The 23,711-nt window shown below is 42.1% G+C and carries 20 protein-coding genes; 10 read left to right on the forward strand and 10 right to left on the reverse strand.

What is annotated here, in order from left to right; translation table 11 throughout:
* Nucleotides 1–18: 18 nt before the first annotated feature.
* The 7 genes from lpxD to L0B70_RS08140 all read left to right on the forward strand — a co-directional run bounded on the left by lpxD (nucleotide 19) and on the right by L0B70_RS08140 (nucleotide 6,524).
* On the forward strand, nucleotides 19–1,050 hold the full coding sequence (gene lpxD, locus L0B70_RS08110; protein ID WP_235141319.1) for a UDP-3-O-(3-hydroxymyristoyl)glucosamine N-acyltransferase: 1,032 nt from the start codon (nucleotides 19–21) through the stop codon (nucleotides 1,048–1,050).
* Nucleotides 1,043–2,440: a bifunctional UDP-3-O-[3-hydroxymyristoyl] N-acetylglucosamine deacetylase/3-hydroxyacyl-ACP dehydratase gene (locus L0B70_RS08115; protein ID WP_235141320.1), complete on the forward strand. Its 1,398-nt coding sequence runs from the start codon at nucleotides 1,043–1,045 to the stop codon at nucleotides 2,438–2,440. Before lpxD ends, L0B70_RS08115 begins: the two co-directional genes overlap by 8 nt.
* On the forward strand, nucleotides 2,441–3,229 hold the full coding sequence (lpxA, locus tag L0B70_RS08120; RefSeq protein WP_235141321.1) for an acyl-ACP--UDP-N-acetylglucosamine O-acyltransferase: 789 nt from the start codon (nucleotides 2,441–2,443) through the stop codon (nucleotides 3,227–3,229). It abuts the gene before it with no gap.
* 69 nt (nucleotides 3,230–3,298) lie between these two features.
* Nucleotides 3,299–3,862, forward strand: a complete 564-nt coding sequence (efp, locus tag L0B70_RS08125) for an elongation factor P (protein ID WP_235141322.1) — start codon at nucleotides 3,299–3,301, stop codon at nucleotides 3,860–3,862.
* Between the two features lie 130 nt (nucleotides 3,863–3,992).
* Nucleotides 3,993–4,895 carry an LpxD N-terminal domain-containing protein gene (locus tag L0B70_RS08130; RefSeq protein WP_235141323.1) on the forward strand — a complete coding sequence of 301 codons (903 nt, stop codon included), beginning with the start codon at nucleotides 3,993–3,995 and terminating at the stop codon, nucleotides 4,893–4,895.
* A gap of 75 nt (nucleotides 4,896–4,970) precedes the next feature.
* A complete protein-coding gene (gene sucD / locus L0B70_RS08135) occupies nucleotides 4,971–5,843 on the forward strand; it encodes a succinate--CoA ligase subunit alpha (protein WP_235141324.1) in 873 nt (290 codons plus the stop codon).
* An 18-nt stretch (nucleotides 5,844–5,861) separates the two neighbouring features.
* Nucleotides 5,862–6,524, forward strand: coding sequence for a porin family protein (locus tag L0B70_RS08140; protein WP_235141325.1), 663 nt, complete (start codon nucleotides 5,862–5,864; stop codon nucleotides 6,522–6,524).
* Nucleotides 6,525–6,655: 131 nt separating this feature from the next.
* On the opposite strand, the gene L0B70_RS08145 is transcribed toward L0B70_RS08140, so the two are convergent.
* The 7 genes from L0B70_RS08145 to L0B70_RS08175 all read right to left on the reverse strand — a co-directional run bounded on the left by L0B70_RS08145 (nucleotide 6,656) and on the right by L0B70_RS08175 (nucleotide 14,723).
* The gene (locus L0B70_RS08145; RefSeq protein WP_235141326.1) at nucleotides 6,656–7,972 is read right to left on the reverse strand and encodes an ABC transporter permease; all 1,317 of its coding nucleotides are present in this window, start codon (nucleotides 7,970–7,972) and stop codon (nucleotides 6,656–6,658) included.
* A 76-nt stretch (nucleotides 7,973–8,048) separates the two neighbouring features.
* A complete protein-coding gene (locus L0B70_RS08150) occupies nucleotides 8,049–8,957 on the reverse strand; it encodes an ABC transporter ATP-binding protein (protein ID WP_235141327.1) in 909 nt (302 codons plus the stop codon).
* Between the two features lie 365 nt (nucleotides 8,958–9,322).
* Nucleotides 9,323–10,318 carry a tRNA dihydrouridine synthase DusB gene (dusB, locus tag L0B70_RS08155; protein ID WP_235141328.1) on the reverse strand — a complete coding sequence of 332 codons (996 nt, stop codon included), beginning with the start codon at nucleotides 10,316–10,318 and terminating at the stop codon, nucleotides 9,323–9,325.
* Nucleotides 10,319–10,505: 187 nt separating this feature from the next.
* Entirely contained in the window at nucleotides 10,506–10,709 is a 204-nt protein-coding gene (locus tag L0B70_RS08160; RefSeq protein WP_235141329.1) for a hypothetical protein, read from the reverse strand.
* On the reverse strand, nucleotides 10,709–11,335 hold the full coding sequence (locus tag L0B70_RS08165; protein WP_235141330.1) for a DUF3575 domain-containing protein: 627 nt from the start codon (nucleotides 11,333–11,335) through the stop codon (nucleotides 10,709–10,711). The genes L0B70_RS08160 and L0B70_RS08165 overlap by 1 nt, the downstream gene beginning before the upstream one ends.
* A 6-nt stretch (nucleotides 11,336–11,341) precedes the next feature.
* Nucleotides 11,342–12,514: a thioredoxin family protein gene (locus tag L0B70_RS08170; RefSeq protein WP_235141331.1), complete on the reverse strand. Its 1,173-nt coding sequence runs from the start codon at nucleotides 12,512–12,514 to the stop codon at nucleotides 11,342–11,344.
* A gap of 514 nt (nucleotides 12,515–13,028) precedes the next feature.
* On the reverse strand, nucleotides 13,029–14,723 hold the full coding sequence (locus L0B70_RS08175) for a glutamine--tRNA ligase/YqeY domain fusion protein (RefSeq protein WP_235141332.1): 1,695 nt from the start codon (nucleotides 14,721–14,723) through the stop codon (nucleotides 13,029–13,031).
* Nucleotides 14,724–15,008: 285 nt separating this feature from the next.
* Between L0B70_RS08175 and L0B70_RS08180 the strand changes: the two genes are divergently transcribed.
* The 3 genes from L0B70_RS08180 to L0B70_RS08190 all read left to right on the forward strand — a co-directional run bounded on the left by L0B70_RS08180 (nucleotide 15,009) and on the right by L0B70_RS08190 (nucleotide 20,910).
* The gene (locus tag L0B70_RS08180; RefSeq protein ID WP_235141333.1) at nucleotides 15,009–15,611 is read left to right on the forward strand and encodes a hypothetical protein; all 603 of its coding nucleotides are present in this window, start codon (nucleotides 15,009–15,011) and stop codon (nucleotides 15,609–15,611) included.
* Between the two features lie 6 nt (nucleotides 15,612–15,617).
* Nucleotides 15,618–16,433, forward strand: coding sequence for a sensor histidine kinase (locus tag L0B70_RS08185; RefSeq protein ID WP_235141334.1), 816 nt, complete (start codon nucleotides 15,618–15,620; stop codon nucleotides 16,431–16,433).
* Nucleotides 16,434–16,692: 259 nt separating this feature from the next.
* The gene (locus tag L0B70_RS08190) at nucleotides 16,693–20,910 is read left to right on the forward strand and encodes a T9SS type B sorting domain-containing protein (RefSeq protein WP_235141335.1); all 4,218 of its coding nucleotides are present in this window, start codon (nucleotides 16,693–16,695) and stop codon (nucleotides 20,908–20,910) included.
* Between the two features lie 109 nt (nucleotides 20,911–21,019).
* Here the strand turns inward: L0B70_RS08190 and menC are convergent, their stop codons facing one another.
* The 3 genes from menC to fbp form a co-directional block, all read right to left on the reverse strand.
* Nucleotides 21,020–22,030, reverse strand: coding sequence for an o-succinylbenzoate synthase (menC, locus tag L0B70_RS08195; protein WP_235141336.1), 1,011 nt, complete (start codon nucleotides 22,028–22,030; stop codon nucleotides 21,020–21,022).
* A gap of 32 nt (nucleotides 22,031–22,062) precedes the next feature.
* On the reverse strand, nucleotides 22,063–22,524 hold the full coding sequence (locus L0B70_RS08200; RefSeq protein ID WP_235141337.1) for a GNAT family N-acetyltransferase: 462 nt from the start codon (nucleotides 22,522–22,524) through the stop codon (nucleotides 22,063–22,065).
* Between the two features lie 118 nt (nucleotides 22,525–22,642).
* Nucleotides 22,643–23,653: a class 1 fructose-bisphosphatase gene (gene fbp, locus L0B70_RS08205; RefSeq protein ID WP_235141338.1), complete on the reverse strand. Its 1,011-nt coding sequence runs from the start codon at nucleotides 23,651–23,653 to the stop codon at nucleotides 22,643–22,645.
* Nucleotides 23,654–23,711 lie beyond the last annotated feature (58 nt).

The raw sequence follows: 23,711 nt of genomic DNA on the forward strand, positions 1-23,711 counted from the left end.
TTCCTATATTTGCAGGATATGGAGTTTACAGCATATCAGATTGCAGGATTTATTAACGGAAAAATTATAGGCGACGCAAATGCCGCTATTAGCGGGGTTTCCCCTATTGAAAGTGGCGAAAAAGGCCACCTTTCTTTCGTTGCGCAGGAGCGCTTTGCAGAATTTATTGAGACTTCAAAATGCTCCGTTCTTATTGTTTCCGAAAAACTAATTACCAAAGACTCTTATCCGGCCACCATTATCGCTGTAGATGATGCTTATCTCTCATTTCAGATTTTGATGAATCTCTACAAAGAAATGCAGGGCAGAAAATCCGGTATCGAAGATGGTGCCGTTTTTCATGAAACTGCTAAAGTTGGTAAAAACGTGTATGTTGGCGCGTTCACCTGTGTTTCCGAAAAGGTAAAAATTGGTGACGGAAGTCAAATATATCCCCAGGTTTTTATAGGCAAAAATGTGAAGATTGGAAAAAATTGCGTTATCTACAGTGGCGTAAGAATTTACGATTATTGTGTGATTGGCGATAACTGCATCGTTCATTCCAATACGGTGATAGGTTCTGATGGTTTCGGTTTTCAGCCTACGAAAGAAGGCTATCAAAAAATTCCGCAGTTGGGCAATGTGATTTTGGAAGATGATGTGGAAGTGGGCGCCAATTGTACGATTGACCGTGGCACCATCGGTTCCACCGTTATTGGGAAAGGAACTAAGATCGACAATCTTATTCAGATCGCTCACAATGTAAAAATTGGCAAAAACAATGTTATTGCGGCACAAACGGGCATCGCAGGTTCTACGGTTATCGGCGACTGGAATCAAATTGGCGGTCAGGTTGGAGTTGTGGGACATATCACCATTGGTAACCAGGTGAAAATTCAGGCGCAAAGCGGCGTCAACTCCAGTGCGAAAGACGGCGAAATCCTTTATGGCTCGCCCGCCATAAATGCTGCAGATTACAGAAGAAATTACGTTCATTTCCGAAATTTTTCAGAAATTGTAAAACGGATTAATAATTTAGAAAACACCTCTAAAGATAAAACGAGTGAGTGATCAACAAAAAACTTTAACGGAAGAGGTTACCCTCTCCGGAATAGGACTTCATACCGGACGCGAAGTAAAACTGACCATTAAACCCGCGAAAGAAAACACTGGTTTTGTTTTTGTGAGAACGGATTTGGAAGGACGTCCACATGTGGAGGCCGATGTAAATTACGTAACTACAACCGAGCGGGGCACAACCCTGGAAAAACTAGGCGTGAGAATTCACACCTGCGAACATCTTCTTGCAGCATTGGTTGGCTGCGATATCGACAACGCGATCATGGAGATGAACAGTGCAGAACCGCCCATTTTGGACGGCTCTTCTAAGTTTTTTGTAGAAGCCATCGAAAAAGCGGGTATTTCTGAGCAGAATGCAATTCGCGAATATTTGGTAGTACGGGAAGTGCTTAGTTATACCGATCCGGCAACGGGTTCTGAACTGACAATTATCCCTTCCGACAGTTACGAAGTCACCACAATGGTCGATTTCGGCACAAAGGTTTTGGGCACGCAAAACGCTACTTTAAAAGATATTTCCGAATTTAAAAACGAAATTTCCTCCGCAAGAACCTTCAGTTTTCTGCACGAACTGGAAATGCTTTTAGACGCAGGTTTAATTAAAGGGGGCGATATTTCGAACGCGATTGTTTATGTAGATAAAGAATTAACGCCCGAAACCGCAGACAAACTTAAAAAAGCTTTCGGAAAAGATGATATCGCCATCCGACCGAACGGTATTTTAGATAATCTTACTTTAAACTATCCAAACGAAGCTGCGCGCCACAAATTGCTCGACGTTATTGGCGATCTGGCTTTGGTAGGAGTTAAAATTAAAGGTAAAGTAATTGCCAACAAGCCGGGGCATTTTGTAAACACCCAGTTTGCAAAAAAACTGAACAGACAGTGGAAACTGCAGAAAAAGAAAAATGTTCCCGATATCGATATTTATAAAGAACCGGTCTTCGACATCAATGGTATTATGAAATTAATGCCGCACCGTCCGCCTTTTCTTTTGATCGATAAAATCTTAGAACTTTCAGATTCGCATGTCGTCGGGTTGAAAAACGTAACGATGAACGAACCCTTCTTCGTCGGTCACTTCCCGAAGGAACCCGTGATGCCGGGAGTTTTGCAGGTCGAAGCTTTGGCACAAACCGGCGGAATTTTGGTCCTGGCCAGCGTGCCCGATCCCGAAAATTACTCTACATATTTTATTAAAATCGATAAAGTAAAATTCAAGAAAAAAGTAGTACCCGGCGATACCATGGTTTTTAAAATAGAACTAATTTCTCCCATCCGCCGCGGGATTGTTCACATGCAGGGTTATGGGTACGTTGGCGACAGTGTAGTTGTAGAAGCAGAATTGATGGCACAGGTCGCAAAAAACAAAACCGATTAAATGGTACATCAATTAGCAGCCGTCGATAAACGCGCAAAGATTAAAAAAAACGTCATTGTAGATCCTTTTACAACCATTGCTGCTGATGTAGAAATCGGCGAAGGCACCTGGATCGGCTCCAACGTCACCATTATGGACGGAGCAAGAATTGGTAAAAACTGCAAAATTTTCCCCGGAACTGTTATTTCTGCCGTTCCACAGGATCTTAAATTTGACGGCGAAGACACGCAGGTAATGATCGGCGACGGCACCACACTGCGCGAATGCGTTACCGTAAATCGGGGGACAAAAGCTTTGGGATATACGAAAATTGGCGAAAACTGCCTCATCATGGCGACTTCACATATCGCCCACGACTGCGTTCTGGGAAATAATGTGATTATCGCAAATGGCTGCGGCATCGCCGGACATGTCGAAATTGGCGATTACGCCATCATGGGCGGGCTTTCCGCCATTCAGCAGTTCGGAAAAATTGGTAAACATGCCATGATTTCCGGCGGATCCCTCATCCGGAAAGACATTCCGCCCTATGTAAAAGTCGGCCGCGACCCGATTTCCTATGCAGGAATTAATTCGGTAGGCCTTCGCAGAAGAGGTTTTACAAACGAAAAGATCTTCGAAATTCAAAAAATTTACCGCGCAATTTTTCAGATGAAAATGAACGTCTCACAGGCGATGAGCTTTGTGGAGAAAGAAATGCTTCCCACTGCGGAACGCGACGAGATCCTCGAGTTCATCAAAAATTCCCCAAGCGGCATCGTAAAAGGCTACGGCACCGGAAAAGACTAAATACAATCGATTTAAGGTTAGCAATTTCCATAATCAACCATCAATAATCAAATTCAACTATCAAAATAAATGGCAACAAGCAACGATATTAAAAAAGGAATGTGTATCGAATTCAGCAACGATATTTTTAAAGTTATCGAATTCATGCACGTTAAACCCGGCAAAGGGCCGGCCTTCGTAAGAACTAAAATGAAATCCGTAACCAACGGAAAAGTCCTCGACAATACTTTTTCCGCCGGTCACAAAATTGATGAAGTAAAGGTAATCACGCGAAAATTCCAGTATTTATACGAAGATGACAACGGCTATCACTTTATGAACAACGACGATTTTACACAAATTTATATCGGCAAAGAGATGATCGAAAACGCCCAGTTTATGAAAGCGGGCGAAGAAGTGACCATCATTCTGAAAGACAGTGACGAGTCCCCACTTTCCGCCGAAATCCCGCCAACCGTTTACTTAGACGTCATTGAAGCAGATCCGGGCGTGAAAGGAAACACGGCCACGAACGCCTTGAAAAACGCCATAGTAGAAACCGGCGCGCGCGTTATGGTTCCTCTGTTCATCGAGGCTGGCGACAAAATTAAGGTTAATACCGAAGACGGAAGTTATTTGGAACGCGTAAAATAAATGGTATTGCGGGCTTAATTTGGGCAGCTTTTTCCGCCTTCCGCTCCCAATCTTTTGTTCGTTCCTCACAAAAGGATTTCCGCTCAAGTCGGGCTGCAAAGTCCGCGAAAAATAAAACAACCGGCAGTATATGACTTTTAACCAACCACAAACACTCAGATCCATCGCTGAAATCATCGGCGCAAAAATGATCGGCGACGAAGACTTTCCGGTTTTCGGAACCAACGAAATTCACCGCGTAAAAGCCGGCGAAATCGTGTTTGTGAATCATCCAAAATACTACGAAAAAGCCCTGAATTCCGCTGCGACTATTATTTTAATCGATAAAGAAGTAGATTGTCCTCCGGGAAAAGCACTTTTAATTTCGGACGATCCTTTTCGCGATTTTAACAAAATTAATACGCACTTCAAACGCATCTTTAATTTTACGAAAGAACTTCACGACATCGAAGTCGGCGACGGCACGCACATCCATCCGTCAGCAGTGATCGGCAACGAGGTGCAGATCGGCAAAAACTGTCTTATTTTCCCCAACGTGGTTATCGGCGACGGAACCATCATCGGCGACAACGTGACCATCCAAAGCGGAACCGTTTTGGGCGGCGATGCTTTTTATTATAGAAAACACAACGGCGAATTCGACCGTTTAATTTCCGTGGGAAATGTTATCATCCAAAACCGCGTAGAAATAGGGAACAACTGTACCATCGACCGTGGCGTTACAGATTCCACCATTATCGGCGAAGGTTCGGTTCTGGACAACCAGATCCAGATCGGTCACGATACTGTCATCGGGAAACGCTGCATGATCGCGTCTCTCACAGGAATTGCAGGCTGCTGCATTCTTGAAGATGAGGTAACGGTTTGGGGCCAGGTGGGCATGGCTTCCGGCGTGCGTGTCGCAAGCGGAACGGTTCTTTTAGGCAAAACCGGCGTCAACAAAGATCTGAAAAAAGGCACTTATTTCGGGCCGCTCGCGGAAGAATTCAAAGATTATCTCAAAAAAGAAATCAAACTCAAAAATCTGCAATAACGTTTTGAAGTCAAAACAGATATTATTAAGTATTTTTGCAGAAGATAAAGTTTAAATAAATTTAAAAAATAAAAAATGTCAGTATTAGTAAACAAAGATTCTAAAGTAATTGTACAGGGTTTCACCGGAAACGAAGGAACTTTTCACGCAGGTCAAATGATTGAATACGGAACCAACGTTGTAGGCGGGGTTACACCGGGAAAAGGTGGGTCTGAGCATTTAGGCAAACCTGTTTTCAATACCGTTGCCGAATCCGTAGAAAAAGCGGGTGCTAATGTTTCCATTATTTTCGTACCGCCGGCATTTGCTGCAGATGCGATTATGGAGGCTGCGGAAGCAAGCATTAAAGTAATCGTTTGTATTACCGAAGGTATTCCTGTGGAAGATATGATTAAAGTAAAATCTTACCTTGCTGATAAAGACAGCAGATTAATTGGTCCGAACTGCCCCGGAATTATTACTTCCGACGAAGCCAAAATCGGTATTATGCCAGGTTTTGTTTTCAAAAAAGGCAGAGTAGGAATCGTTTCCAAATCCGGAACCTTAACTTACGAAGCTGCAGATCAGGTAGTAAAAGCAGGTTATGGCGTTTCTACGGCAATCGGAATTGGTGGTGATCCCATTATCGGTACTACTACAAAAGAAGCTTTGGAATTATTCATCAACGATGACGAAACTGATGCCGTTGTAATGATTGGTGAGATCGGTGGAAATTTAGAAGCCGAAGCGGCAAGATGGTACAAAGAAAGCGGTTCTAAAAAACCGGTTGTTGGCTTTATTGCGGGCCAAACCGCACCAAAAGGAAGAACAATGGGTCACGCCGGCGCAATTGTAGGTGGCGACGAAGATACGGCACAGGCGAAAATGGCCATTATGCGCGAAAACGGCATCAACGTCGTAGATTCTCCCGCAGAAATTGGGGCTACGGTCGCCAAGGTTCTAGGATAAAACACAACACAACACAATATGAAAAAATTTTTAATCAGTTCGGCACTTTGCGCGGCTACTTTTGTGTCTGCGCAAATTGACCTTAGAAGCACAAGATTTGGAGTGACGGCCGGCGCAACTTATTCCGGCGTCAGCAACGCGCACAATCCGTCCGGGTCGAGATTTTCGGCCTACGGCGGTTTTTTGGCGCTGATTCCGGTGGGCAGTAACGACCAGTTTTACATTCAGCCCGAGGTTGAATATCTGGGCGCGGGAGAATCCGGAAAAGATAAGGATGCGAAAACTACACCAGGTTACAACGCGGTTTATGCGAACAATTACCTGAGCGTACCCATTTATTTTAAAGGATATTTTTCCGAAGCGGAATCTGAATTCTTTGCAATGGTGGGCCCGAAATTTAATTTTCTCATCAGCCAAAATGTGACCGATGCACCCTTAAGATATACCATCGAGGGTGACCCGGCGACGGGCGTTAACGGTAAAGCCGCAAGTTTTAATTTTGCCGTCGGTTTCGGTTTGGGTTTTTCATTCAAACGGATGCTCGAAATCACAGGACGCTATGATCTCGGTTTAAGCAATACTTACCCGGGGCTGATGAACGAAGTGGGAACCGATTCGAACATCCAGAAGAAAAAATCGGAACAGGTCTTCAGTTTAGGACTGAGTTATATTTTTCAGTAAAACAGCTTTTCATACATACACAAATCCCATCAATTTTTCCTGATGGGATTTGTTTTATCTATAGAAGTGAAGGCGAATTAATTTTTAAACCTGTTAACGCATTATTTCCATCATCATGCAACGCCGCACTTCTAACTTCTAATCCATTTCCAAAGCTCCTTCGCGCTTGCCTTGTTGCCGTACATCAAAATCCCGACACGGTAAATTTTTGCCGCCACGTAAATCATCAGCAACGTCGAAAGGATGAGCAAAACCATCGAAAGCGCAATCTGCCAGGCCGGAACGCCAAACGGAATTCTCGCAATCATCGCCACCGGCGACGTAAACGGAATTATGGAGAGCCAAAAACCCAATGGGCCTTCCGGATTGTTCATAATGGTGAAACTGCCGTACATCCCCACCATCAAAGGAATAATCGCGAAAAGCGTAAACTGCTGCGTTTCCGTTTCGTTGTCCACCGCAGAACCGATAGCGGCATACATGGAGCTGTAAAAAATATAGCCCAATAAGAAGAAGACGATAAATACAAAAATGATAAGCGGAAAATTCAAATCTAAAAGAATGTGCGAAACTTCCGTCGCCGTCTGTTTAAAATCGAATTTCTGTACCATTTCCGCGGACTGTCCGCCACCTGGAATCTGGCTTTGCATCGAGGAAAATCCGGTATTTAAAAACACCGCACCAATCACCGACATCGTTATCCAAACGCTGAACTGCGTGACCGCAACCAAGGTAACGCCCAGGATTTTTCCCATCATCAGTTCAAATGGTTTTACGGACGAAATAATAATTTCGACGACGCGATTGTTTTTTTCTTCCAAAACGCTGCGCATCACGCGAACGCCGTAAATAATGATGAACATGAAGACCGCGTACATTAAAACCATGCTCAAGCCCGATTTCACGCCAAAATCCAGATCCGAATCGCCCTTGTTATTATCAACAACATTCTGCGTGTTCAGCTCGAAATTTTCATCTAGATTACTCAGCTGCGCCTCCGAAATGCCAAGCGTTTTTATTTTTTCTTTTTTGATGATTTTAGACAGGTCCGCCACCACTTTCATTTTCGTATCGAAACCGATTTTCTTATTGAGGAGCAGTTTCGAATTCTTTTCCAGATCTACGAAATTATTTTCTTTCAGTGCAGGAATCACGAGCAGACCTTCAATCCCGGTCATGTCTTTCAGTGTGGTTCTTAAGGCTCTTTCATTTTCCTGCGGCACAAAAACATACTTGACGGATTTGTCGCTTTTTAGATTTCCGACGAAAAGTCCGCTTTTATCCACAACATTAAAAGTACTCGAACTCTCATTCGCTTTGAACATGAAGGCGATTAAAAGACCGAAACCGATGAGCATAACGGGCGCTAAAAGCGTAAGAATAACAAAAGATTTTTTCTTTACCTGCGTAAGATATTCTCTTTTGGTAATGAGAAATATATTTTTCATAAATTTTTATAGAAAATGGATTATTGATATGTTTAAATGATGATCGATTTTTACATCAGTCATCATCAACCGGCGATCAGTTACTATTAACTGCGTTGATGAACACTTCATTCATGCTCGGGATTTTCTCGTCGAAAGACCGTATTTTGCCGACTTTCATGAGTTCATTTAATATGAGCTGCTGGTCGTTATCGTTTTTCAAATCAAAGGAAACCAGTTGGTTTTCCGTCGTAAAATCGTTGATCTGAAAGCGGTTTTTAAAACCTTCAAACATTTCAGGCTGAACATCGGAAAGCGTAACGCCAAAAATATTTTTCTTAAATTTTTCGCGCACGTCGAATATTTTGCCGTCCAAAACTTTTTTCGCATTGTCGATGAGGGCAACATAATCGCACATTTCCTCCACACTTTCCATGCGGTGTGTGGATAGAATGATCGTGGTTCCGTTCTTCTTTAAATTCAGGATTTGGTCTTTAATTAAATTGGCGTTCACGGGATCGAAACCCGAAAACGGTTCATCCAGGATCAGCAGTTTCGGGCGGTGCAAAACCGTTACCACAAACTGGATTTTCTGCGCCATTCCTTTCGAAAGTTCGCTGAGTTTTTTCTTCCACCACTGATCGATCTGCAGCTGCTCGAACCAATATTTCGCCTGCGCCTGCGCATCATTTCGGCTCATTCCTTTCAACTCGCCGAAATAGAGGATTTGGTCGCCGACGCCCATGTTTTTATACAGGCCGCGTTCTTCCGGCATGTACCCGATCTCGCGAATGTGCTGGGGATTCAGTTTTTGACTGTTGATATAAACGTCTCCGGAATCGGCTTGGGTAATCTGGTTGATGATTCGGATAAAAGTGGTTTTTCCCGCGCCATTCGGACCAAGAAGCCCATAAATACTGGCTTCGGGAACATCGATTGAAAAATCCTCCAACGCCAGTTTTTTGCCTGCGTTATAGGTTTTGGTCACATTTTCTGCTTTCAGCATCGAAATATATTTAAAGGATTAGTCTTTTAAAAACGCGTAAAGTTACCGAATCCCGGATTAATCTTCAGGAGCCGGGAACCTGCTTTCACTACTCGCTTTTTTGCCAATTCCGCCACGCTGAAATCAACGCCGAAATTGGCAAAAAGAGCTCAAACATGCCGTTCAATCAGGGCTATGGGTGGGGTTTCATGTATAAAAAACGGTAATTAAAATCTGTCGGGAGCCAAACAAAACTTGGTTTTAGCCGCGATTGGAACGGCATCCTTTTTATCTGCCGCGGCGGATAAAAAGATAAAGTGGAAAGCGCGTACACTTTTCAGAGAAGAACAAAATGTTCTGCTCCTAAAAAAGATCTGCAACTGAATTTAGGCGTCGAAGCTGTATTCGGAGTAAAAGGAATCGGCTTTTTCGATAACGACGTCCATTTCTTCTAAAGTGAAAACCTCCAGAAACTGGCGGCGGAAATCTTTGAAATGCGGGATTCCACGGAAATAATTGCTGTAATGCTGGCGCATTTCGATGAGGCCTAAACGTTCGCCTTTCCAGTCGGTGCTCCATTCGGCGTGTTGACGAACAGCCTCCAGACGGTCGGTGATCGTAGGTTCGGGCAAAATTTCTCCGGTTTTGAAAAAGTGTTTGATCTCGTTGAAGATCCAGGGATAACCGATGGCGGCGCGGCCGATCATAATACCGTCGCAGTCGTATTTGTTTTTATATTCCAGGGCTTTTTGGGGCGAATCGATGTCGCCGTTGCCGAAGATGGGTATTTCGATATTGGGATTATTCTTTACGGCGTGGATGTAATTCCAGTCCGCTTCGCCTTTGTACATTTGGGCACGCGTTCGCGCATGAATGGTTAAGGCTTTCACGCCAACTTCCTGCAGGCGTTCCGCCACTTCCATGATATTAATGCTTTCCGTGTCCCAACCCAAACGCGTTTTCACCGTAACCGGCAAATGCGTGGAATTAACGACCGCTTTTGTGAGGCGGATCATGAGATCGATATCTTTCAAAACACCCGCACCAGCGCCTTTGCAGACCACTTTTTTTACGGGACAGCCGAAATTAATATCGACGATATCGGGATTAACGGCCTCCACAATTTTTGCCGAAAGCGACATGGCTTCTTCGTCGCCGCCGAAGATTTGAATGCCGACAGGTCTCTCGTAATCGAAAATATCGAGTTTTTTCATGCTTTTCATGGCATCGCGAATAAGACCTTCGGACGAAATAAATTCCGAATACATCATATCGGCACCGTGCATTTTGCAGAGTCTGCGAAATGGCGGATCCGAAACATCTTCCATGGGAGCCAAAAGAAGGGGAAATTCGGGCAGGTCGATATTACCGATTTTTATCATGGTGCAAAGATATTGAATTATGAAAGAATACGAAAAACATTAATTCCGGCGAAAAAATGAAGTCGCGGGATTGTAAAGCACAAAGGCAAAAAGTAAAAGTAAAAAAACTCCGGCGCACCTCACCTAGAAAGACTACCAAGGCCGTGGAAATCAACGATCCGAAAGAATTCTCTGTCTGTAAAATTTCTTAATCGAAATCGTGGTGCGTATCGTCTTTGGAATTTCTATAGACAAACCACATCCCGATGGTTAAGCCCACAACTCCTGCCACAGCGGTCATCAAGGCGCGCTCCAGTTTATCGGGTTCGGTATTTCCCACATAATTAAAAAGGAATAGAATGATGAATGTGAGCGCGGCGATTACCGCATATCTTGTACTTTTTATATTCATTATCTGAGTTTATAGGAGATCATTACGCCGCCGCGGTAGGGGAGGAATTCGCCGCTTCGGTCCCACGTACGGCCGTCGTCATCATATCTAACGCCTAATTTTTTGTGGTAACCTTTGTAAATGCTTTGCACTGTGCCGGCGCCTAAGTATACATCCATATTCCAGTTTTCGCTCAATTCGAACTGATACCCGACGGTAGCGCCCACCATTACAGAATAGCCGTCCTGATAAAGGTCCGAAGCCTTATAAATTGGCGAGTCCGGAGTATGTTGGGCAGGTTTGTCACTCCAGTAATTATATTTTTGGAGGATAAAACGGGTTGCAGAAATATTTGCTCCCACATACCAATGTTTGAAAGCTTCATCGAAATAATAACGCCCGTCTAAACCCATCATATAGATTTGGGCGTACTTTCCGGCAAAGGATTTCCAGGGGGAAATGAAAATATCTCCCTGAAGAGTCATTTTATTATTTAACTGATATTCCAAGCCCGCATTCAGCATTCCTAAGGGAAGAAAAAGTGCATTGGCTTTAATATAAAGTTTTTTGGGAGCAACTGAATCCTGTGCCTGTGCATTTGCGAAAAACGAAAGTGAAAATGCAGAAGCAAAAAGTAATTTTTTCAAGATACTTTATTTTAAGGTTTCTAAAAGTTGAGTAGCTAACGAGGCATCTTTTCCCTGTACCGCCGCAAGGTTTTGAGAAATGACCGCGTACATTTTCGCATTCTCCTTTTTTCCGGTTTTGGAATATAATTTTGCGAGAATGTATGTATTTTCGGCAGTTTCTGTTTTCATTACGGATTTCTCGGCCCATTCTTCGGCCTTTTTAAGCGACGCAGGTTTGGAAACGTGTTCACTGAAAATCCAGGCGGCTTTCAGCAATTCTTCCGCATCAAAAGCTTCAGAATCTTTGTAATAGGCTAAGGCCGCTTTTTCGTAACCCGTAAAATTATTTACAGTTGGATAAAACAAAACTTTCATCCGGTTGATCGCAGTTTCTGCATCTTTTTGTCCGATTAAAGGGACAGCATTTTTATAAAAATAATCGTCATTAATAATGCCGGTCTTTTGATCCAGCGCGTTTTCTAATATTTTTGAGATCTTAATGTTTGCATCAAACTGATTGTAAACATCTTCCGACATTAACTGAATGATCTCCGGCTTTTTTGCTACAAAAATTTTGTAGTTGGGATCTCCCGTTGATTTCACAAAATACAACAGCAGTCCCAGATCATCTTTGGTTAGAGGCTCGGCTTTTTTTACATCGAAATACCGTTCAGATACTTTTTTTGCCAGCTCATAATCACTATCCACGTACAAACGCATCATGTTCTGCAAAAAATCAGGATCTTTTTCTCCCTTGTCGAAAAGATCTTTATTAGATGCGGTGCGAAATTTGGGGTTATTGGCTTCTTTGGCGATGGTAAGAAAATCATTTTCTCCCATGTAACCGAGGTTTTTCTTCACCACTTCGCCGTCGCCATTAAGAAAAAGAAAGGAAGGGTAGGAGCGGATGCCATATTTCACGGCCAGGTCGCGACCTTCGCCTTTTTCCATATCGAATCTCGCGTTGATGAAATTAGCATTGTAATAGTCTTTAACAGCGGGCAAAGGGAAAATATTTTTCTCCATCATTTTGCAGGGACCGCACCAAACTGCATAGGCATCAATAAAAACCAGTTTCTTTTCACTTTTTGCCTTTGCCAAAATTTCTTTGAAGGATAAATTCTGAAAATCAATACTCTCCTGAGAAAATAAGAGCGCAGAAATGGTGAGAAGAAAGAGTGAAAGTAACTTTTGCATATTTTATTAAAAATTTGGTGCGAAGTTAATTATAAAAAAATAATGTTTCTGTTTTTTAAAGTGGTTTCGCGTGGCTTTAAAGTAATCATGTCTTAATTGTGCTGTTAATTATAAAAATTATTGGGCTGTAGAAAACATTAATCCAAGTGGGATTATCCGTATATGCACTAACCATCTCGGATGTAAAAGGGGTAAAAGCAGTGATCGTAAGCGATGTATCAAGAAGACAGGTTAAAAATATGAAACCTGCTGCACAGCTTGATCTTTCAGCCTTGAAAACCGGACTTCACTGTAACGCTCAAAATGGAAGACGGACCTGTGAAATCTTTCAAAGCAGTAAGGAAGTAATATTTCAAATGATTTTTATAAACCGTCTCAGTTTTGAGACGGTCTTTTTATGTTGAAAATGTCTCGGATTGTACTTTAAAAAAGAACTGTCCGTCGGAAATACTTTTTGAAATTGACGCTAAAAAACTCCGGGAAAGCCCGAAGTTTAGTGTATCGTAAAAGTAGTTTAATCCAGTTTAAATGAATCTTTCAAAGTAACCGTTCGGTTAAAAACCAATTTTTCGTCGGTAGAATCCCGGTCTTTCGTAAAATAACCAATTCTTTGGAACTGATAAGAATGGCCGATTTCCGCGTTTTTCAGGCTCGGTTCAGCAAATCCCTGAACGGTTTTTAAACTTTCCGGATTGATGAACTGCATGAAATCCGTTTCTTTTTCGGCGTCGGGTTGCGGCGTGGTGAAAAGCCGGTCGTAAATCCGCACATCCACGGGGATCGCATGTTTTGCGGAAACCCAGTGCAACGTTCCCTTTACTTTTCTTAAACTTTCTTCCGTGCCGCTGCCAGACTTACTTTTCTCGTCATAAGTCGCGTAAATCGTTTTAATCTCGCCGTTTTCGTCTTTGTCCACGCTTTCTGCTTTAATGATGTATGCAGATTTCAAACGGACTTCGCTGCCTAATTTCAAACGGAAAAACTTTTTGTTGGCTTCTTCTTTGAAATCTTCGCGCTCGATATACAGCTCTCTGGAAAAAGGAATTTCGCGTGTTCCGGCGTTTTCTTCTTCCGGATTATTTTCCGTTTCCAGCCATTCTTCCTGATTTTCCGGATAGTTTGTAATAACCAGTTTAACGGGATCAACTACCGCCATCACCCGCGTCGCCACTTTATTTAAATCTTCGCGCACAAAAAATTCCAGCAACTGAATGTCGATGAGGTTTTCTCTTTTTGCAACGCCCACGCGTTCAATAAAATTTTTGATGGCGGCTGGAGTATAACCCAATCTTCGCATGCCCGAAATCGTCGGCATTCTGGGATCGTCCCAGCCTGTAACTGCGTTTTCGGCGACCAATCGCTGCAGTTTCCGTTTGGAGGTGATGAGGTAGGAAACATTCATCCGCGCAAATTCCCGCTGCTTGTTGCGTACGGTATTTTCCTCATAAACCTGATCCAGATACCAATCGTACAGCGGACGGTGATTTTCGAATTCCAGCGAACATAAAGAATGAGAAATCTGTTCAATATAGTCGGATTCGCCATGCGCCCAATCGTACATGGGATAAATCTTCCACTTATCGCCGGTTCTGTGGTGTGGTCTTTTCAAAATTCGGTACATCACGGGGTCGCGCATATTCATGTTCGGCGATTTCATATCGATTTTTGCTCGCAGCGACATGGCACCTTCATCGAAGTCGCCATTTTTCATTTTTTCAAAAAGTTCCAGACTTTCCGTTATTGGTCGGTTTCTGAAGGGCGAATCAACGCCGTCTTCAAAAGGATTTTTGCGCTGTGCCGTAATTTCTTCCGAAGGTTGTTCATCCACATAAGCTTTACCCTCTTTAATCATTTGAACGGCCCAGTCGTAAAGCTGGTCGAAATAATCTGATGCATATAATTCCTGATCGTATTTAAAACCCAACCATTCGATATCTGCTTTAATGGAATCCACAAATTCCTGTTCTTCCTTTTCGGGATTGGTATCATCAAAACGCAGGTTCACGGGAGCGCCGTATTTTTCGCCCAAACCGAAATTAATACAGATGGCTTTGGTGTGGCCCACGTGCAGATATCCATTTGGTTCCGGCGGAAAGCGGAATCTGAGATTATCTTTCGGAAATCCGTTGGCTAAATCGTCTTCTATAATCTGCTCAATAAAATTGAGGGACTTTTTTCTTCTTCCATTCTTTAATCTTGTAGGAAGCAAATTTACAGATTATTGAGGAAAAAGACGAACTTATTACAATTCGCCCGCAGACATTGTTGCTGTTAAAATTAATAGACCGCGGAAGACGTCCTATTTGATTACGAAATATTAAACTTTACCGCGAAAATGGCGTTAAAGTCGCAAATTTTTATTAAATTTATCATTAATTCGGCCAGAGGTCGAAGAACACAAATGGACTTTATGTGCGCGCACTGTTGCGAAGAATTTTTCCGTTTAAACTAAATTTAAATTTTACTCACTTCTTACCTATGAAATTATAAATTTATGTTTGTCTCTTCTCTTGTCGCGATCTATTTTATTCTGATTTACCTCTGTTTGTCCGTCTCTTTTTTACGTAGAAAGAAAGATAATTCCTGTCTTTTTGTGTATTTTCTTATCGTCGCTATTGTAGAAACATTGCCGCATTTTCTGGCGGTAGAGACGAATGAGATTTATAAAATAGGTACATTTTTGTATATCGGTTTTTTCACTTTTTATTATTCCCGAAAAAATATACGGCAGCGAAAGATGATTTATGTTGCGGGTTTTTTGGCACTCATTTGCAGTTTGATATGCGTGTTTACTTCCCTACAGACTTTTCCGATCGCTTTGGGAATTACGATCGCCGTTTTTTATATCTTTCTTTCTTTGTGGTGGTTTTTTAATGAGATTAATAATACCGATACCACTTTTATACTGCAGAAACAGGCTTTTTGGGTAAGTTGTGCGCTGATATTTTGGAGTGTTATTTTTCTCTTCAGGGTTTCATTGATGTATTGGCTCGCCGAAAATGATCATGAATTCTTAATTTTTTTAGATAAAATTTTCAAGATTTCTGTAGTGATCACTTATGTGTTTTTTTTCCTTGCAGTAACGCGAAAATCTTAGTATGCCATGAAAATGCTGCCTGTTGATATAAAAATTTCTATTATTCTCGCCATTCTTTTGATGGTGATGATCGTGATGTTTCTGATCTTCATCATCGTTTTATATTACCGCCGCCAAATGGTTTTCGATCGGGAAAAGCGCTTGAAAGATATGGAATACCAAACCCGGCTTCTACAAAAAGAGGTCGATTTCCAAAAAAGAACACGCAAGGAACAGGAACGGATCTCTCATGATCTTCACGACGATTTGGGCGCGGGACTTTCTGCCCTGAAGCTGCAAACCGAATTTTTAAAGCGGAAAACTACCGACGAGAGCATCAGCCAAAATATCGAAGAACTTCTCGAAATATGCGATGAACTGAACATTTCGATGCGGCAAATGCTTTGGAATCTGAAAGTGGGGAATGACAGTCTGGCGAATTTTACACAACGCATCATTAATTATACGCGGCGGTTTTTTGCAAAATCAAGCATCAAGGTTCATATTACAAAAAATGAAATGGGCTTACACGAAATATTGCCGGAAACACGGCGCAATATTTTTATGTGTGTAAAAGAATCGCTGAATAATATTTACAAGCACAGTAAATCCGAAAACGTAAGGATCAGCTTTAATCTTACAGGAAAAATTTTCACGATCGATATTATCGACGATGGCATCGGAATGAGCGAAAATGTTACCGCGGGGAATGGTTTGGCAAATATGCGCTCGCGCATGGAATCGGTATGTGGCGAATTTAATTTTATCCCCTCAGATAAAGGATTACACATCCATTTAAGGATTAATCTCGATAAAAAAATACCGCAGGAAGCAGAGGTTTAGCGGGTCCGCGTTATTCAATTTGCAGGCTTTCAGGAATAAATTCAACCGAAAGTAGTTTTAATCGGAAATAATTCACTAAACTTGCAACAGTTATTAAACGATCAGGTTGGGGTTATGATCAAAGAGATCACCTGAGGGTTTTTATGTCTAAAAATAATGCGGTCGGATTTATTTTTTAAATCATTCGCAATTCTTATTTCTAACTATTAACACACACAAATTTTGAAAGAAAAACAAAAATAAAAGATCACTGTATCCTATGCATACAAAAGTATTTTTTCTTATTTGTTCTTTCTTATTTTTCAGTTGTCCTCTTGCAGGACAGCAGATTTGTGCTGGAACAACAATTACCGACGTTTTAGGAAACGAAAATCCAGAAATTGACTGCAATTATCCTTTAAATGGTAACTGCCTGCAGCTAACTGCCAGCGTTCCCGTTTTCAACAAAACCGATTCGTACACCGTTTCTGCGGAAAATTTCATGCCATATGGCGACTTTAACGCCGGAACCCCGCTTTTGGCGAATGGCGATGATTTGTTTTTTGACAAAATAGATCTTCCGTTTAACTTTTGCTATTTTGGCAATAATTATAACCAGGTAATTATTGGTACCAACGGCGTTATATCGTTTAATACCTCGCAGCTTGGCAACGTTAATTATCCGAATGTTGAAGATTTAAATCCCAGTGCGTCGCTGCCGCGAAGCAGTGTTTTTGGCGCGTATAGCGATCTGATCTTTTCGAAAGATAACGATTCCGAAATTTACTACCGAATTGAAGGCATCGCGCCTTGCCGCAAACTGATCATCAACTTCTATAAAGGCAGGCTTTTAGGCTGCACAGAGACTTCTACATCGCAGATTGTGCTATCGGAAGGTTCAAACGTTGTCGAGGTTTTCGTGGAGAACAAACCGTTGCCGTGCTCCACTGCAAAATTTAAAAATTCGCTTATTGGGATGATTAATGATGACCGGACAACTGGTTATTCTCCTGCCGGGCGAAATACAGGAGTTTGGCAGGCACAAAACGAAGCCTATAAATTCACGCCTGCAGGGCAGGCGATTACCCCGCAGATTTCCTGGTTTAATTCCAGCAATCAAAATCTGGGCAGCGGTGCCACAATAAGTCTTTGTCCGGAGAAAAATGAAGTCTATACCGTAAAAGTAAAATATCCGCTGTGTGGAAATTTTGAGTATGTTTTAGAAGATACCGCTACGGTAACATTCGCCGCTGATTATCCTTTAGCTAAAAATTTCACAGAAATTTTCTGTGGCAATACTTCTTTCAATGTTAATTTAGATGATTACGTGGGAGATCTCACCCCACAAGATCCCGCAAACTTCGGCTTTACTTTTCATAATTCTTTAGCAGAAGCGCAAAGTGGCGCCAATCCGCAACCCAAAACTTTCGTATTGTCTGGCAGTAAAAAGTTTTATGTGCGCGTTCAAAATAAACTGGATCCTACCTGTTACCGAACTTCTGTTTTAAATTTGAGTACCATTTCGACCATCTTATTAACCAACACCGTAGAAATTTGCGATAATAATAATGATGGTGTTGAAACCAATTTTCAGCTCTCTTCGCTGAATCTCAAATTATTTAATGCGCCAATTAATGGTACTATTCATTATTTTTTATCGGCGGCTGATGCGGCCAATAATGTGAATGAAGTAACAAGAGCTGATTTTACCGCCAGCACCCAACTGTATGTTAATTATCAAACCGCCGCCTGCAGTCAGGTTTTCGGACCGATTAGTGTGACTTTTTCGGCGAGTCCTGTTGTAAATTCGCCGGTTACTTTTAAGTGGTCCACCTGCGATTTTAAATATGACATGGTGGAACCCTTTAATTATGGCGATGTTTTGGGACCGCTGGTAACTACCGACCCCAATGTTAATTTAAGTTTTTATCTGAGCTATCAGGCCGCTTTGTCCGGCACCGGCAGTATTACAGGTACGATCGTAGAAGGAACGTATCCTGTTTTTGTACGCATAGCGTTTCCGGGTGGATGTTTCAGCATTGCGACGGTAAATATGGAGATTACTTTTACAGAAGTCGTTGCCAAAAGCCAGTCGGTACACATTTGCTTTGATGGAACCGAGGATATTTCGGTAAATCTGAGTACCTATTCGGCGGGAATGCTGTTGCAGTCTCCAATTGGAATCGCTGTTTCTTACTTTGATTCCGAAGAGGACGCTGAAAATAATCTAAATCCAATTTCGAACCTTCAAACGGTGAGTGTTGACGGAAATTTGGTGAAAAAATCTTTCTATGTAAGATTTACCGATTCCACCGGTTGCTACGCCGTAAAGGAAATTCAAATCAATTTAGTTCATGTTGTAATTGCTGAAACCCAGTTTGTGGTTTGCGATTTTAATAATGATGGTGCAGAAAACTATGTGCTTTCCAATTTCAGTACCAAGATCAAAGGTTCTCAGAACGCGGCGGTCACTTATTTCGCCACTCAAACCGATGCCGAAAATAACATTAATCCATTATCAACGTACAATGTTCAAAGTGCAATAAAGCTTTTTGTTAAAATTACTTCTTACGGTTGCTCCAATATTTTTGAAATCAACATCAGTTTGGTTCCCACACCCGTTATAAAAACAGCCGTAAATCTTGTAAGAAATTCTGTTTGCGATAATAATAATGACGGCTTAGAACCGGTTGATCTCACGGCTTTACAATCCGAAATTTATAACGGCGCAAACCCGGTAGCTTTTCAATACTACCAATATTACGACGCGACAAACCATTCTTTGTCCGGTTTAATAAATAATCCTACCGCCTTCGTATCGCATAAAAGTGGGGTTGTATATGTAAAAGTTTCTTTCACCAACGGGGGTTGTTATTCGGTAAGCACCATTAATATTGCGTTAGACTTTTTACCGGTCATTATTTTACATCCGGCCATTCTGCAAAAATGTGATTACGATTTTAACCTGAACGAATCCTTTAATCTCGCTGACGCTTATCCGCAATTGTTTTTACAGGGTGAAAACTCAATTCCGTTTGGTGATATAAAGGTTTCTTACTACAAGACTGAAACCGAAGCAAACGCTGGTAATCCTGCGACGCAGATTAATTCTCCGGTGGTGACCACCCGATCTAAAGTTTTGGTTTGGGCGCGATTTTCTTCGAAAGTAACGGCGTGTTATTCCGTTGCACCCATCGAACTTCAAACGTATTTACCGCCAAAAGCGCTTAATTCAATTATCTCAGATATTTGCGACGATAATTTAGACGGCTTATATGATCTTGATCTCACGCAATACACCCCGCAAATGGTGTTTACGCAAAGTTCCGACAATCATTTTACCTTCTTTAAAACACAGGCCGATGCAAACAATAATATCAACGTCATTCAAAATCCGGAGAAATTTACGTTCGATTCGAGTGTGACCAGAGTTTGGGTGCGCGTCGGCAATATTCCAGGTTGTTTTGATACGGCGTCCGTTGATTTTAGATTTGGACAGAAAGTGAAACTGGCGAACAGCGGACCTTTCATCGTTACCAACACGTGCGACACAGGAAACGACGGCAGCGAAAATATCGACCTGACGCAATTTGAAAGTCAAATTTTTATTGGCGCTGCATCTTTCGAATATTATCCAACTTTTTCAGACCTCAATAATGGTACAAACAGGATTTCAACGCCAAATGCCTTCCTTTATCACGAAAATAGCGGTGCGCAAAAGATCTTTGTAAAAGTGATGACGAACGGTTTTTGCCCGGATAAAGTGGAAATTAATTTATCCTTGAAGAAAACACCGATGTTCACTTTACCGGAGTATTACTTCTGTAAAGAAAGTTCAGTGGATATTCAGCCCGATTTTTCGACGCTTAATATCGTAGCTTTCGAATGGCTGGATCCGTCGGGCAAAATAGTTTCGACGAGCGATAAACTGTTAGGCGTGAATGTTCCGGGTCTTTATAAAATAAATGTTGTAGCGGCCAATGGCTGCACTTTCAGCACCACTTTCGAGGTGAAAATATTTGAGGTTCCTGTTATTACAGAACTTAAAGCGACCGGAAATACGATCACCGTCATCGCCATAGGAAGTCAAAAAATTCTTTATTCCATCGACGGAATTAATTTTGTGGAGAGTAATGTTTTCACCAATCTGCCTTTTGGGATTACTACTTTTTATGTAAAATTTGAGGGCTCAACCTGTCTTCCGGAAACAAAAGAAGGAGTAATTTTAGATATTAAAAATGCCTTTACGCCAAATGCAGATGGATACAATGATAAATGGATTATTAATGATTTAAATGTTTTTAACGGAAAACAGGCGAATCTTAAAGTTTTTAACCGTTTCCAGGCAAAAGTTTTCGAACAGGACAGCGAAACAAGATTCATTTGGGACGGAACCAATTCATCACGCGTTGTAAATACCGGAACGTATTGGTATGTAATCACTTTGCCGGACGGACGAACGTATACCGGTTGGGTTTTGCTAAAAAACAGGAACTAAGAAAGCAATTTTTCGGGTACAGTCGAATAAATCACAGTTAAACTCACGGTTTGCGGCTTGTTCTTACGCGGAAGAAATCTTTTTTTTGGAGGGGTTATTTAATGAAATCTTACGGCTTAAACATCGAAAGCTGGTCGCTTTTCAGTACCAGACTGGACTCGAAATTATTCGTAAAAAGTCCGCCCGTGCCTAAACCCTGAGGCATCGTCGGATTTTTCGTAAAAGTATATTGCGCAATGGCGGTCAAACCGATATTGCTTTCAAGCGCCGACGTAATCCACCAGCCAACGCCAAGATTTTCTGCAAGCGAAATCCATTCATCACTGCCCGAAAAGCCGCCGATTAATGATGGTTTCAGAATAATGTATTGCGGTTTTATTTCTTCTAAAAGTTTCTTCTTTTGGTCTAAAGTCAAAATGCCGATGAGTTCTTCGTCCAAGGCAATCGGCGTGGGAGTTTCAGCACAGAGCGTTTTCATTTCGGTGATATTTCCTGCTTTAATGGGTTGTTCGATGGAATGAATTTCCAGGTCTGCAAGTTCTTTCAGCGCATCTTTTGCTTCGGCGACTGTGAAGCCACCGTTGGCATCGACCCGGAGTTCCAGCTGTTCTTTCGGAAATTTTTGGCGCAGTTCGCCCAGTATTTTCTTTTCGGAAGGCCAGTCGACACCGATTTTGAGTTTGATGCAGTCGAAACCTTCTGCCAGTTTTTCCTCGATCTGTTCCTGCATAAATGCCGCGCTTCCCATCCAGATGAGGCCATTGATTTTTATGGAAGCATTTCCCTGTGTAAATTCACTGGGAAAATAGAGATCACGTTCGTGTTTTAAATTTAAGACAGCCTGTTCATATCCAAACCAAATAGACGGAAATTGCTGCAGTTCCTCTTTCAAAAATTTTGCATCTGCATTGATATTTTCGCAAAGCCAGGCGAGTTTTTCTTCGTAATTCGGCACGTCATCATAACTCAAACCGCGAAAAAGACCGCATTCGCCGAGACCTGTCTTGCCGTTTTGCGATATTTCAAGAAAGTAAGTTTCTTTCGTCAACAAAACCCCGCGTGAAGTTCCGCTGGGGCGCTTAAAGTTGAGGATATATTTTTTAAAGGTTGCTGTTTTCATTTCCTGAAATAATGGGAGAAGTGCGTAAAATATTACTTAAAATGATAGATCATCTCCGGAAGAAATCGGCCGGCGACCGATGATTCCTTAAATCCAAAAGTCGTAAATCCAAATTTTTTGTAAAAAGATTCTGCGTGCGGATCGGCTTCCAGCGTAATGCTCTTGCTTTTCAGATCTTCCGCGATTTTTAAAAAATGGTCGAGCAGATTTTTTCCGAAACCTTTGCCGATATGCTCCGGGCGTACAAACAAGTGCTCCAATATAATATGATCATCACTAATCCGAATAAAGGAGTAAAAGCCGATGATGTGGGAGTTTAAAACCATTTTATAGACATGATTTTGAGAAATGTATTCCGGAGTTATAATAAGATCCTCTTTCCATGTTTCCAATTGCGCCGTGGAATAACCCCAAAATGCTTTACTCTCAAAACTGATCGGAGTTAAAACCGAATGATCGGCCGCAGCCGCTCTTTCAATAATAATGTGTTCCACAAGAGGTATTGAATTTTGATTTCTACCGGTAAATAGCCCCTATTGCAACGACATCCTTTTTATCCGCCGCGGATAAAAAGATATAGTGGAAAGCGGGATTAAGCTACAAAAAAAAGTACTACTTATTGTTTTCCATAAATTCTTCGGCTTTCTCCACCATCACGGAGCTGCCGCAGAAAAAGGGAACGCGCTGGTGCAGTTCTGTCGGCTCAATTTCCATAATCCGGCGGAAACCGTCCGTACATTTTCCGCCGGCCTGTTCCGCGAGATAGGCCATGGGATTACATTCGTAGAGCAAACGCAGCTTACCGTTCGGCGACTGCGACGTCGACGGATAGATGTAAATGCCGCCTTTAATCATATTTCGGTGGAAATCCGACACCAAACTGCCGATGTAGCGCGACGTGTAAGGACGGTCGCCTTCTTCTTCCTGGCAGAATTTGATGTAATCTTTTACGCCCTGCGGAAATTTCGCATAATTTCCTTCGTTAATGGAATAAATTTTTCCCGTTTTCGGGAATTTCATGCAAGGGTGGGAGAGGTAATAGGTTCCTAAACTTGGATCCAGCGTAAAACCATTCACGCCGTTGCCGGTCGTATAAACAATCATCGTCGAGGAGCCGTAAACCACATAACCTGCCGCAGCCTGATTGACGCCTTTCTGTAAAAAATCTTCCAGACCAACCGGCGTTCCGGGTTCGGTAACGCGTCGGTAAATGGAGAAAATGGTTCCTACAGAAACGTTCACATCGATATTAGAGGAGCCGTCTAAAGGATCAATCAGCACGACATATTTGCTTAGGTGTGCGTTGGGGCCGGTTTTGACTTCGATGTAATCGTCGTTTTCTTCGGAGGCGATGCCGCACACTACTTCGCGTTGGGATAAAGCTTCGATAAAAATTTCGTTCGCCAGAACATCCAGCTTCTGCTGTACTTCGCCCTGAATATTTTCAAGTCCCGAATTCCCAATGATGTTCGCGATTCCGGCTTTGTTTACCTCGCGGTTCACCACTTTTGAAGCCAACCGAATGGCGCTTAAAAGGCGGGAAAGTTCTCCGGTGCTGTATTGAAAGTCTTCCTGCTTATCAATAATAAATTCACCGAGGGTCTGAAAATTTTGTTCTGACATTTGTTATGCTTTTTGAATTATCACAAATTTCGGAAATTTCTTTGGATTCGTCCGCTTT

Origin of the sequence: Kaistella sp. 97-N-M2, assembly GCF_021513235.1 — a bacterium.
Classification (GTDB): Bacteria; Bacteroidota; Bacteroidia; order Flavobacteriales; family Weeksellaceae; genus Kaistella.

What these genes read in the sequence shown, in the direction of transcription:
- lpxD (WP_235141319.1), top strand. Translation starts at nt 19, where the DNA reads ATGGAGTTTACAGCATATCAGATTGCAGGATTTATTAACGGAAAAATT.
- lpxA (WP_235141321.1), top strand. Translation starts at nt 2,441, where the DNA reads ATGGTACATCAATTAGCAGCCGTCGATAAACGCGCAAAGATTAAAAAA.
- efp (WP_235141322.1), top strand. Translation starts at nt 3,299, where the DNA reads ATGGCAACAAGCAACGATATTAAAAAAGGAATGTGTATCGAATTCAGC.
- L0B70_RS08130 (WP_235141323.1), top strand. Translation starts at nt 3,993, where the DNA reads ATGACTTTTAACCAACCACAAACACTCAGATCCATCGCTGAAATCATC.
- sucD (WP_235141324.1), top strand. Translation starts at nt 4,971, where the DNA reads ATGTCAGTATTAGTAAACAAAGATTCTAAAGTAATTGTACAGGGTTTC.
- L0B70_RS08140 (WP_235141325.1), top strand. Translation starts at nt 5,862, where the DNA reads ATGAAAAAATTTTTAATCAGTTCGGCACTTTGCGCGGCTACTTTTGTG.
- L0B70_RS08145 (WP_235141326.1), bottom strand. Translation starts at nt 7,972, where the DNA reads ATGAAAAATATATTTCTCATTACCAAAAGAGAATATCTTACGCAGGTA.
- L0B70_RS08150 (WP_235141327.1), bottom strand. Translation starts at nt 8,957, where the DNA reads ATGCTGAAAGCAGAAAATGTGACCAAAACCTATAACGCAGGCAAAAAA.
- dusB (WP_235141328.1), bottom strand. Translation starts at nt 10,318, where the DNA reads ATGATAAAAATCGGTAATATCGACCTGCCCGAATTTCCCCTTCTTTTG.
- L0B70_RS08160 (WP_235141329.1), bottom strand. Translation starts at nt 10,709, where the DNA reads ATGAATATAAAAAGTACAAGATATGCGGTAATCGCCGCGCTCACATTC.
- L0B70_RS08170 (WP_235141331.1), bottom strand. Translation starts at nt 12,514, where the DNA reads ATGCAAAAGTTACTTTCACTCTTTCTTCTCACCATTTCTGCGCTCTTA.
- L0B70_RS08180 (WP_235141333.1), top strand. Translation starts at nt 15,009, where the DNA reads ATGTTTGTCTCTTCTCTTGTCGCGATCTATTTTATTCTGATTTACCTC.
- L0B70_RS08185 (WP_235141334.1), top strand. Translation starts at nt 15,618, where the DNA reads ATGAAAATGCTGCCTGTTGATATAAAAATTTCTATTATTCTCGCCATT.
- L0B70_RS08190 (WP_235141335.1), top strand. Translation starts at nt 16,693, where the DNA reads ATGCATACAAAAGTATTTTTTCTTATTTGTTCTTTCTTATTTTTCAGT.
- menC (WP_235141336.1), bottom strand. Translation starts at nt 22,030, where the DNA reads ATGAAAACAGCAACCTTTAAAAAATATATCCTCAACTTTAAGCGCCCC.
- fbp (WP_235141338.1), bottom strand. Translation starts at nt 23,653, where the DNA reads ATGTCAGAACAAAATTTTCAGACCCTCGGTGAATTTATTATTGATAAG.